Source organism: Pseudomonas sp. IPO3774 (genome assembly GCF_013386835.1).
In the GTDB taxonomy this organism is placed as follows: domain Bacteria; phylum Pseudomonadota; class Gammaproteobacteria; order Pseudomonadales; family Pseudomonadaceae; genus Aquipseudomonas.
This window is the reverse complement of the sequence record NZ_JACAQY010000048.1, coordinates 105,002-115,083: the sequence shown is the minus strand read 5'-3', so window position 1 is coordinate 115,083 and position 10,082 is coordinate 105,002. Positions and strand designations below refer to the sequence as shown.

General features: G+C 62.4%; 9 protein-coding genes and 1 pseudogene. 2 read left to right on the top strand and 8 right to left on the bottom strand.

Features of this window, described 5'->3' with window-relative positions; translation table 11 throughout:
* Positions 1-56: 56 nt before the first annotated feature.
* Entirely contained in the window at positions 57-1,052 is a 996-nt protein-coding gene (locus HYE77_RS24320) for a succinylglutamate desuccinylase/aspartoacylase family protein (protein WP_177069589.1), read from the bottom strand.
* A gap of 74 nt (positions 1,053-1,126) precedes the next feature.
* Between HYE77_RS24320 and HYE77_RS32700 the strand changes: the two are divergent.
* Positions 1,127-1,639 (top strand): annotated as a pseudogene (locus HYE77_RS32700) (TetR family transcriptional regulator C-terminal domain-containing protein); the annotation flags it as partial.
* Here the strand turns inward: HYE77_RS32700 and HYE77_RS24315 are convergent.
* From HYE77_RS24315 to HYE77_RS24285, 7 genes are all read right to left on the bottom strand, one after another.
* Positions 1,595-2,593, bottom strand: coding sequence for a DMT family transporter (locus HYE77_RS24315; RefSeq protein ID WP_008433732.1), 999 nt, complete (start codon positions 2,591-2,593; stop codon positions 1,595-1,597). The pseudogene HYE77_RS32700 and the gene HYE77_RS24315 overlap by 45 nt on opposite strands.
* Entirely contained in the window at positions 2,590-3,288 is a 699-nt protein-coding gene (locus tag HYE77_RS24310) for an ABC transporter permease (protein WP_003217050.1), read from the bottom strand. Before HYE77_RS24310 ends, HYE77_RS24315 begins: the two co-directional genes overlap by 4 nt.
* A gap of 7 nt (positions 3,289-3,295) precedes the next feature.
* Complete coding sequence (locus HYE77_RS24305) at positions 3,296-4,000, bottom strand: ABC transporter permease (RefSeq protein ID WP_003217052.1); 705 nt, start codon at positions 3,998-4,000, stop codon at positions 3,296-3,298.
* A 165-nt stretch (positions 4,001-4,165) separates the two neighbouring features.
* The gene (locus tag HYE77_RS24300) at positions 4,166-5,002 is read right to left on the bottom strand and encodes a transporter substrate-binding domain-containing protein (protein ID WP_087692319.1); all 837 of its coding nucleotides are present in this window, start codon (positions 5,000-5,002) and stop codon (positions 4,166-4,168) included.
* A 25-nt stretch (positions 5,003-5,027) separates the two neighbouring features.
* Positions 5,028-7,022 (bottom strand): aminotransferase class I/II-fold pyridoxal phosphate-dependent enzyme, encoded by a 1,995-nt coding sequence (locus HYE77_RS32830; protein WP_177069587.1) that lies wholly within the window; start codon positions 7,020-7,022, stop codon positions 5,028-5,030.
* Between the two features lie 103 nt (positions 7,023-7,125).
* Positions 7,126-7,917, bottom strand: a complete 792-nt coding sequence (locus tag HYE77_RS24290; RefSeq protein WP_102369106.1) for a CDP-diacylglycerol diphosphatase — start codon at positions 7,915-7,917, stop codon at positions 7,126-7,128.
* Positions 7,918-7,987: 70 nt separating this feature from the next.
* Positions 7,988-8,971 carry an aldo/keto reductase gene (locus tag HYE77_RS24285; RefSeq protein WP_177069585.1) on the bottom strand — a complete coding sequence of 328 codons (984 nt, stop codon included), beginning with the start codon at positions 8,969-8,971 and terminating at the stop codon, positions 7,988-7,990.
* Positions 8,972-9,082: 111 nt separating this feature from the next.
* On the opposite strand from HYE77_RS24285, the gene HYE77_RS24280 reads away from it, so the two are divergent.
* Complete coding sequence (locus tag HYE77_RS24280; protein ID WP_177069583.1) at positions 9,083-9,994, top strand: LysR family transcriptional regulator; 912 nt, start codon at positions 9,083-9,085, stop codon at positions 9,992-9,994.
* The last annotated feature ends 88 nt before the right edge of the window (positions 9,995-10,082 follow it).

Sequence of the window (10,082 nt, the reverse complement as noted above, 5' to 3'; positions counted from 1 at the left end):
CTGTAAGAGCGGAACCAATACCAGCCATGACCGAAGAAACGGATATGTACTCCCGCCTAAGGATCCAACACCCCCCCGCTGTACCCCTCAGACAACCGCGTCCCGGTAAACTTGGCCACCACCGAACCCTGTGAAACCAGCCGCTCCCGATGCCCCGTCACCATCCGCCCGGTTTGCGCCGCATGCAGCACAACCTCAGAAGCCGGATCCCCAGGCCGCCGAATAATCCGCGCAAACCGCTCACCCTCTTCCACCTGTTCACCCAAACCTTTTTCAAACACCAACACCCCGGCACACGGCGCCAGGATGGTCTCCATACAGCCCATATCCACCACCTGCCCGTGCCATTGCGTAATCACTGGCGCTTCATCAATCACCCCGCTGGCGCAGAGCCAAGCCCAGATCCCATCACCATCCTGCCCGGCCAGGGCATCACTCACATCCGCCTGCCCACGCAATTCAATCGTCGCCGCCAACCGCGGCTGCCCATGATCAATGATGGTCTCCTCAAACGACCCATCACCGCCCTCGTCCCAGACAATCACCACATCCACCTGCAACGCCGCCGCCAATACCTGGCCCTCTGGCCAAAAGCTGCGGTGGATGTAGAGATATGGCAGGGCTTCATCATCGGTGTGCAGGTCCAGCACCAGGTCAGCATCGGCGGCCAGTTGCACCAGGCTTTTCTGCCATTGCGCCAGGTTGCTGGCCGGCCGCTCCATGGCCAATGAATGATCAAACGACCGGTTGAAATTCTGCCCGGTGGCTTCGTGAAACCGCCCCAACAACCGCCCCTGGCGAAACTGGCCAATGCCAAACGGGTTGGCCTGGGGCACCACCGTCACCGTGCCCTTGAGCCGGCCCTGATCCTGGCAGGCCTGCAAACGCGGCAGCAGTTGATGCAACACCAGCATCCCGGCGATTTCATCGGCATGCACACCGGCCTGCAGGTGTACCCGAGGGCCGTCGCCGTCACCCTCGAAGCGCCAGGCGCCAATGTGCAGGGTGTTCCCGGAATCCCCGGGGACTTGCCACGAAAGGTCTTTTGCCATGCCGTTGCCCTCCTCTTGTTGGTTCTGCAGGTATATATTGAACACACGTTCAACCATGTATCTTCACCGAGGGTGTGCCTGTGGCCGAAGACCGTCGCGACCTGTTGATTGCCGCCACCCTCACCAGCCTCGCCCGTGACGGGCATGCCGGCATTTCCGTGCGGCGCATCGCCGCTGAAGCCGGGGTTTCGGTGGGGTTGCTCAATCACCATTTCGGCAGCATCGATGCACTGATCGCCGAGACCTACCACAAACTCGCCAGCGAACTGACCACCGCCCTGTGGCAGGAAGTCGACCAGGCCGTGGGCCCTGCCGCGCGGCTCGATGCATTCCTCGCCGGTTCGTTTTCCTCGCGGGTCATGGACCCGAAACTGTTGGGCGTCTGGGTGGTGTTCTGGAGCCTGATCCGCCACTCGAACCACGTGAACGACTCCCATGAAAAAAGCTACCGCGCCTACCTCGAACTGATCCGCCAGTTGCTCGACGACCTGGCCGAGAGCGAAGGCTTCGTGATCCACGACACGCGCCTGGCCGCCATCGGCTTATCGGCGATGCTCGACGGACTCTGGCTCGAGTGGTGCCTCAACCCCGGCACCTTCAGCCCCGCCAACGGGCTGCACATCTGCCGTTGCTGGATACAGGGGCTGCGTCACGGAGCATTCGGCGCCGACCACATCCTGTGACACCGGGTGCCGGGCGCTGAGCATGGCCAGGGTGCCGCTGATGGCGATCAGCACGGCGCCGAAAATCAGCGACACGTCCATCACCGTGCCCCAGACCAGGCTCGACAGCAGGAACGCCCAGATCAAACCGGTGTATTCAAACGGCGCCAGCAGCGTCGCCGTGGCCCGGCGGAAGCTCGCAAACAGCAGGAACTGGCCAATCCCGCCCACCAGCCCCGCGCCGAGCATGCCCAGCCATGCCGGGGTCGGCGATGGCGTGTGGGTCCAGGGCAGCGTCAGCGCCATGCAGATTACAAACACCACATTGGTGATCAGCATCTGCTCCAGCACCGAGGTGTTGTCGTCCACCTGGCGCAACTGGATATAGGTAAACGCCCAGCACAGTGCTGCCGCCAATGTCAGGGCGATTGGCAACGGATCGAGCATGTTGCTGGGGCGACAAGCGATCACCACGCCGACAAAGCCGATGATCAGCGAAATCCACTGGCCGCGACTGGCGCGCTCCTTGAGGATCAATGCCGCGAGCAACGTGACCATGATCGGTGCGGAAAAATACAGCGTGGTCATTTCCGCCAGGGTCAGGTCTCTGGCGGCGGTGTAGTACAGCAGCCAGGCCAGCAGCGACAGCAGGCCGCGGATGATCAACAGCTTGCGGCTGACCGAGTGCCAGGCACGCTTGAGCAAACCCATTCGCCCGGCGATCACGCACGCGGCGACCACCACCAGGCTGCGCCAGAACAGGATGGTGAACACTGAGTAGTCGGCCACCAGCCATTTGATCCCGGCGTCCTGCAACGCCAGGAACGCATAGGCCAGCGAGCACAAGGCAATTCCTTGCAACGAGCGATCGGTTTTCATCCGGCAGACCTGCGCAACGGTGTGCCGCGTCGCTCGGCAATCGCGTACAGGGCTTCAATCAAAAAGGTCAGACACAGGTAGACCCCGGCCACCAGCAGCAGCGGCTGGTAGATCTGCAAGGTCTGGGCGCGTACCACGTTGGCGGCGCCAAGCAGGTCGACTACCGCAATGGTCGAGGCCAGCGCCGTGGACTTGAGCAGCATCACCGTCTCCCCCGCCAGGGTCGGCAGCAGCAGGCGCATGGCCCGTGGCAGGCGCACCCGCAACAGTGCCTGGCGTGGCGTCATGCCGAACGCCGAGGCGGCTTCCATTTCACCCTTGGGCACGGCCAGCAGCCCGCCGCGAATCACTTCACCGACGTACGCGCCCACCGACAACACCAGGGCGAACACGATGTACCAGTAACCGTCTCGCAGGAACGGCCAGAGGAAACTCCCGCGAATCATCGGGAACTGGGCAAACAGGCTGCCCAGGCCGTAATAGAAGATGTAGATCTGGATCAGCAACGGCGTGCCCCGCAGCACACTGGTGTAGCCCAGTGCGCAACGGGCCAGCCACTTGCGCCGGGACAGCCGCGCCAGCGCTACCAGCACCGCCAGGGCGAAGCCGAGCACTGCCGAGATCACCAGCAGCGACAGCGTCGTCTGCAAGCCCTTGGCGATCAGTCCTGCGTAATAACTTATCCACTCAGGCATGTGCGGCTCACTCGACAACCGGCATCCAGCGACGAATACGTCGCTCCAGGCGCCCGGACAGGTAGTTGGAGGCCAGTGTCACCAGGTAATACAAGGCGGCGGCCGTGAGGTAGAACAACAGGTAATGCCGGGTCGAGCCCGCCGCCTGTTTGGCGGTGTACAGCAGTTCGTTGGTGCCCACTACGCTGATCAGCGCGCTGTCCTTGATCAGGTTGATCCACAGGTTGGACATCCCCGCCAGGGCGTATGGCGCCATGATCGGCAGGGTCACCCGACGGAACAGGCCAAAGCCGCTCAAGCCAAACGCCCGCGCCGCTTCGATCTGGCCATGGGGAATCGCGAGGATCGCCGCGCGGAAAATCTCCGAGGCGTACGCGCCTTGCACCAGCCCCAGTACCAGGACCGCTACCAGCGGGCCGCTGATGTTGAACTGCGCAAACCCCAGCCACAGCATCAATGCGTTGAGGCCCATCGAGCCTGCGTAATACAGCAGCAGGATCAGCAGCAACTCGGGCACCGCGCGAAACACCGTGGTGTAGCCGCGCATCAGCATGGCTATCGGGCGCGGTGCACTGAGCTTGGCGCAGGCCACCACCAGGCCGATCAGCAGCCCCACCGCAAACGAGCCGGCGGAGATCTGCAGGGTCATCCATAACCCCTTGAGCAATGCGTTGCCCCAACCTTGTTCGCTGAAGCTGAGTAGATCGAACATCGCTGCTCCCTATTTCGATGACACGCAATGACCCTGTGACGAGGGAGCTTGCTGTGGCGAGGGAGCTTGCTCCCGCTGGACTGCGCAGCAGGCCCATTTTTTGGGGGCGCTTCGCACCCCAGCGGGAGCAAGCTCCCTCGCCACAAGCACTCCCTTTCTACCGGATTAGTTTGTGTAGGGGCTGTCGCAGACTTTGCTCACATAGGCAGGCGTGTCGGCGCGTTTGCACGGGCTGACCGATACCCCAAACACGCTCTGGGACAGGTCGGCGTAGTCCTTGCTCACCAGCAACTCACCGATGGCCTTGTCGAGCCGGGCCTTGAGTTCGGTGTCTTCCTTGCGCAGACCGGCCCCCACGCCGCGGCCGATGATCGGGTCGTAAGGCACTTCGGCGATTTCGGCCAGGCCCTGGGCCTCAGGGGTCTTGACCATCATGGCGATGGCGACGCCGTCGGCCATCATCAGGTCGGTGCGCCCGGCAATCAGGTCGGCGTTGGCCGATTCCTGGGTGTCGTAGTACTTCAGGTCAGCAATATTCTCGTAGTACTTCTTCAGGTAGTTGGCGCTGACCGTAGAGATCTGCACGCCGATGATCTTGCCCTTCAGCCCTGCCGGCGAGACTTCGACCGTGGTGCCCTTGGGGCCGGCAATGCCCAGCAGCGAATCGTAGTAGGCGCGGCTGAAGGCGATCTGTTTTTCGCGCTCTTCGGTGACCGACATCGAGGAGAAAATCACGTCGATTTTCTTCGCCAGCAGCGACGGAATAATCCCGTCCCAGGCCACTTCCTTGATCTGGCACTCAGCCTTCATCAAGCCGCAGAGCTTATGGATCAGGTCGACTTCAAAGCCCGTCCACTCACCATTGCCGCCCTTTACCGTGAACGGTGGGTAGGGTTCTGCCGCCACCGCGAACACAATGGGTTTCTCCGCCGCCAACGCAGTACCTGCCGCCAGCATCAACACAGCACTGCTCAACCACTTTGCCAATCGTTTGGATTTCATGATCTTGCCCCGTCTTTTTTTGGAGTTAGCGAGTTTGATGCGCGTTGACGAACTGCCGGCAACGTTCACTGCGTGGGTCGATAAACACCGAGTCCGGCGAGCCGGTTTCCTCGATCAGGCCTTGATGCAAAAACGCGACTTTGGATGACACATCCCGGGCGAACGCCATTTCATGGGTCACCAGGATCATGGTGCGGCCTTCTTCGGCCAGGGAGCGAATCACCCGCAGGACTTCGCCCACCAGCTCCGGGTCGAGGGCCGAGGTGGGTTCGTCGAACAGCATGACTTTGGGGCGCATGGCCAGGGCGCGGGCGATGGCCACCCGCTGCTGCTGGCCGCCGGAGAGGAACGCCGGGTATTCATTGCGCTTGGCGGCCAGGCCAACCCGGTCGAGCAAGGCTTCGGCGCGCTCGATGGCTTCGGCCCGGCTTTCGCGCAGCACCTGGATCGGCGCTTCGATCAGGTTCTCCAGCACAGTGCGATGGGGCCACAAGTTGAAGTTCTGGAACACCATGCCGAGTGTCGAGCGAATCCGCACCAGTTGCCTGGCGTCGGCCACCAGCGGTGCGCCGGGCCGGCCGTAGTTGAGCTTGATGCTTTCACCGTCGACGTGGATGCTGCCCTGGTCCGGCACTTCGAGCATGTTGATGCAGCGCAGCAAGGTACTTTTGCCCGAGCCGCTGGCGCCGATCAGCGAGATCACCTCGCCTTCGTGGGCGGTCAGGGAGATGCCCTTGAGCACCTCGATATTGCCAAAGCGTTTATGCAGGTCGAGCACCTCGATCATCTTCTTCGCCGCCACCGGCTGTACGCTGATGATTTTCGCCGCAGGCTCGATTCGCGGTTCTCCGGCGAGCTTGGCGACGAAGCGGCTGATACGTTCACAGGCTTCGGCCAGTCGCGCTTCACCCAGGGTAAACGACAGCCGCACAAAACCCTGGGCCGGTTCGCCGAAGGCCGCGGCATCCAGCACGGAAACCCCTGCTTCGCGGAACAGCCGCCAGGCGAAATCCAGGGAGCCGAGGCCGGTGTCCCGCACATCCACCAACACGAACATGCCTGCCTGCGGGGCCCGCACGTGAATGCCCGGGCAACCGCCGAGGCCTGCTACCACCAGGTCGCGGCGGCGGCGGTAGGTTTCGCGCATGCCCTGGGTGACTTCATCGTGGGCCAGCACGGCGGCGGTCGCGGCTTCCATCACGAACCCCGGCAAGCCGTAGAGCATGCTCAATACCAGGGTTTCCGCGTGGGCCACCATCGCAGGCGCGGCGACGATCCAGCCGATGCGCCAGCCGGTCATGGCATGGGACTTGGACAGGCTGCCGATCACGATGCAGCGATCGGCCATGCCCGGCAACGCGGCCAGGCTATGGTATTCGCCATCGAACACCAGGCTTTCGTAGACCTCGTCCACCACTACCCACAGTTCATGCTCGATCGCCAGGTCGGCGATCACCTGCAATTCCTGAGGGTTGAGGACAACGCCGGTGGGATTGTTGGGGTTGGAGAAGAAGATCGCCCGGGTGCGAGGCGTAATGGCGGCAGCCAGCAGTGCCGGATCGAGGCGAAAGCCCGAGTCGGCGGAACACGGCACCCGCACCAGCGTTGCGCCGCTGGCCTTGAGGGTCGCTTCGTAGGTGACGTACATCGGGTCGAGCACGATCACTTCATCACCGGCCTGCAACAGGCACAGCGAGGTGACGAACAAGGCGTTCTGCGCACCGGCCACGGTGATGACGTTTTCAGCGTTGAGCGGGCGAGCCAGGGACTGGCTGTAGCGCGCGGCGATGGCATCGCGCAGTGCCGGGCGGCCGGGGATTTCGGTGTAGTGGGTGTCGCCCTGGCGCAGGGCCTCGACGGCGGCGTCGGTGATGAACGAGGGTGTGGCGAAATCCGGATCGCCCACACTCAGGATGATGATGTCTTCGCCTTTGCTGCTGGCCTGGAAGGCGGCGTGGTGGATGTCCCAGGCGGCTACGCCCTGCCCTGCAATTCGCTCGACAAAAGGTGAAAACCGCATGCCAGTGCCTCTCGTTCAATCAGAAAAAGCGCAAGCCCGCCTGTTACCAGGCAGGGGGTGCAGCCAACATAATTGAAACTGAACACTCGTTCAACGGCAAACTTCACCGGATGTCGTTAACAGCTAAAACAGGTCGTTGTGGTGGTTTGCCCATCAGGTTGCACTGGCGGTCCTGCAGTTCTTCGGCGGAGGCCAGGTTCCATTCCTTGAGCGTCAACCGCGTGGTCAACAGTACGAAGTTGCCGTTCGCCGCCGGTGCCAACAGCAAGCTGTAACTGGCCATGGCGTCGCCCTGGGCCTGCACGTAGTCATTCAGGATGGCCAATGGGTCGCGCAGGTCGAATTCCACCGCCGACAACGTACGGGCACTGTAGGTATGCCCCTGCAGTTTTACCGGCAGGGTTTGCCAGTGCTCGTCGAGGGTTGCCGCGCGTTCGTTGAGGGTGTTGAAAATGTCGGGGCGCAGGCAGGCGATATGAATGTGCAACTGGTTTTGCGTGCGGCCATACCGCGAGTTGATCGCCAGGGATACATAACGGTCGGCAATCGGTGTTTGCAGGCCGGCCGAGAGTACATCGTGGTGTTTCCAGGCCTGGGCAAAGTAATGCGGCAACAAGTCCCGGGCCAGCGCGACGTCTTCGATTCCGGTGACTTTATCGGTGGGGATCAGTAAGTCCTGGTACGGGCCGTTGAGGTCCTTGAGCAGCGCGAACCCCTTGTCCGGATCAACCTCGAGGCAGGGGCGCGGATTCTGGTGCTGGTTCTGGTCGGGCACGCATTGACGGCTGACGATCTGCCACAGCACATCGGGATTGCCGCGCCATTTCCAGGCGGCTGCCACCGCCACCACACACAGCAAACCACCCATGATCTTGAACAAGGGACCGCGCTTCATGCCAAAAACCTCAACGCCAAAGGAATGTCTTTTGTTGTTTTGCAGCTGCAAGACATCCCTGTCGCAAAGGTTAACGCTGGGCCGGGGCCATGAACTCCGGCCCTACCGGGTCTTTTATCGTGCTGGCCAGAATACGGTCGATATGTTGCAGGTCATCGGCCGTGAGCTGCCAGCCGAACGCATCTTCAACGCCTTTGAGCTGCTCCGGCCGGCGGGCGCCCCACAGTGCAACCGTGGGGCCCTGGTCCAGCACCCAGCGCAACGCCAGGGCCAGCACAGACTTGCCGTGGCATTCGCGAGCGTACACGTCCAATGCCGCGACCGCCGCCAGGTACTGCTCAAAGCGTGGCGCCTTGAATTTCGGGTCGAGCTTGCGCACGTCATCCCCGGTAAAACCCGTGGCCGCGTGCATGCTGCCGCTCAACAAACCCCGGCACAGCGAACCGTAAGCCAAAACCACCAGTGAATTTTGCTTGGCGTACGGCAGGATATCGCTGTCGATCGCCCGCTCAAACAGGTTGTAGGGCGGCTGCACGGTGTCCAGGTGCGTGTACTGGCGGAAATCGTCCATTTGCGCAGGCGAATAATTGCTCACCCCCGCGGCAAGGATCTTGCCTTCACGGCGCAGTTTTTCCAGCTCGCCGGCGGTTTCCTCCTGGGCTACCAACGGGTCGGGCCAGTGAATCTGGTAGAGGTCGATGTAGTCGGTTTCGAGGCGCAGCAGTGAGTCTTCGATTTCCTTGCGGATACGTCGGGCCGTGGCATTGCGGCGCACCGTGCCGTCGTCCCATTGCAACCCGGCCTTGGTGGCGATCACCGCCGTGTGGCGTACGCCGCGCAGGGCCCGGCCGATCAGTTCTTCCGACAGCCCAAGGCCGTAGACCGGCGCACTGTCGATAAAGTTGATGCCGCTGGCCAGCGCATGGCGAATGGTCTTGACCGAGACCTCATTATCGGCGCCGCCCCACATCGAGCCACCCATGGACCAGGTGCCCAGGGCAATCCGCGAGACGGCCTTGTCGATGCCCGGGATCTTGATGGTTTCGATACTCATGAAAAAGCCTCCGCCAGAAACAATCAGTAAAAAAACGATTACTCTAGATCATCCGTGGTTGAATCGGGCTCAACGCCGCGTGCAACCCAAACCCCATAAAAGGTGCTTGATATGGCTGCGTTCAACCGCTCCGAGTTGGCCGACCTGAATGTCTTCATGGCGATCATCCGTCGCCGCAGTTTCCGGCATGCCGCCAATGAACTTGGCGTCACCACCTCGGCCCTGAGCCACACCATGCGCAACCTGGAAACGCGCCTGGGGGTCAAATTGCTGTATCGCACCAGCCGCGCCGTAGAGCCTACCGATGCCGGCGTGGTACTGGCGGAAAAACTCAGTGCCGGCTTTGCGACGATCCAGGACGGCCTCGACACCCTCGAACTGTACCGCGAGGCGCCGATTGGCCGCCTGCGCCTGAACGTACCCCGGGATGCCGCGGTGCTGCTGATTTCGCCGGTGCTCGGCGAGTTCACCCGCACCTACCCGCAACTGCGCCTGGACGTGATGATCGAGGACCGCATGCTCGACATCGTCGCAGAGGGCTACGACGCAGGAATCCGCTATGGCGCCACGGTGCCCCAGGACATGGTGGCCGTGCCGCTGACCGGCGAGCTGCTCTGGATCATGGTCGCCTCCCCGGCCTACCTCGCACAGGCAGGGACACCTGCAGTGCCCAGGGACTTGCTCACGCACTCCTGTGTACGCATGTACCTGGGCGACAAGACCACCTACAAATGGGAACTGGGCAATGGCGCACGCCAACAGCGGCTCGATGTGCCCGGCCACTTCAGCGCGGCCGACACCCAGACCATCGTTGATGCGGCCCTGCAAGGCGTGGGTATCGCCTACTGCCTGGAGAATCGCGTGCTGGCGGAACTGGCCGAAGGGCGCCTGGTGGAAGTGCTGCCCGACTGGGCCTGCATCGGCGCGCCGCTGTGCATGTACTACCCTAGCCGGCGTCAGTCGCAGCCGGGATTGCGCCAGCTGATCGACATGATTCGGCTGAGGACCGCGGCGCGCCCTTAGCATGGGCGCGTAAAACGCCGTATCAATCTGCATGCCAGTGGGATGGAATCGCTGATGGGGCATCGGGTACGAAGAGTTACACCCGCTG

Excerpts from the sequence above, each read along its gene's own strand:
- HYE77_RS32830 (WP_177069587.1), bottom strand. The coding sequence starts at position 7,022 with ATGCGGTTTTCACCTTTTGTCGAGCGAATTGCAGGGCAGGGCGTAGCC.
- HYE77_RS24290 (WP_102369106.1), bottom strand. The coding sequence starts at position 7,917 with ATGAAGCGCGGTCCCTTGTTCAAGATCATGGGTGGTTTGCTGTGTGTG.
- HYE77_RS24315 (WP_008433732.1), bottom strand. The coding sequence starts at position 2,593 with ATGAAAACCGATCGCTCGTTGCAAGGAATTGCCTTGTGCTCGCTGGCC.
- HYE77_RS24305 (WP_003217052.1), bottom strand. The coding sequence starts at position 4,000 with ATGTTCGATCTACTCAGCTTCAGCGAACAAGGTTGGGGCAACGCATTG.
- HYE77_RS24310 (WP_003217050.1), bottom strand. The coding sequence starts at position 3,288 with ATGCCTGAGTGGATAAGTTATTACGCAGGACTGATCGCCAAGGGCTTG.
- HYE77_RS24320 (WP_177069589.1), bottom strand. The coding sequence starts at position 1,052 with ATGGCAAAAGACCTTTCGTGGCAAGTCCCCGGGGATTCCGGGAACACC.
- HYE77_RS24285 (WP_177069585.1), bottom strand. The coding sequence starts at position 8,971 with ATGAGTATCGAAACCATCAAGATCCCGGGCATCGACAAGGCCGTCTCG.
- HYE77_RS24280 (WP_177069583.1), top strand. The coding sequence starts at position 9,083 with ATGGCTGCGTTCAACCGCTCCGAGTTGGCCGACCTGAATGTCTTCATG.
- HYE77_RS24300 (WP_087692319.1), bottom strand. The coding sequence starts at position 5,002 with ATGAAATCCAAACGATTGGCAAAGTGGTTGAGCAGTGCTGTGTTGATG.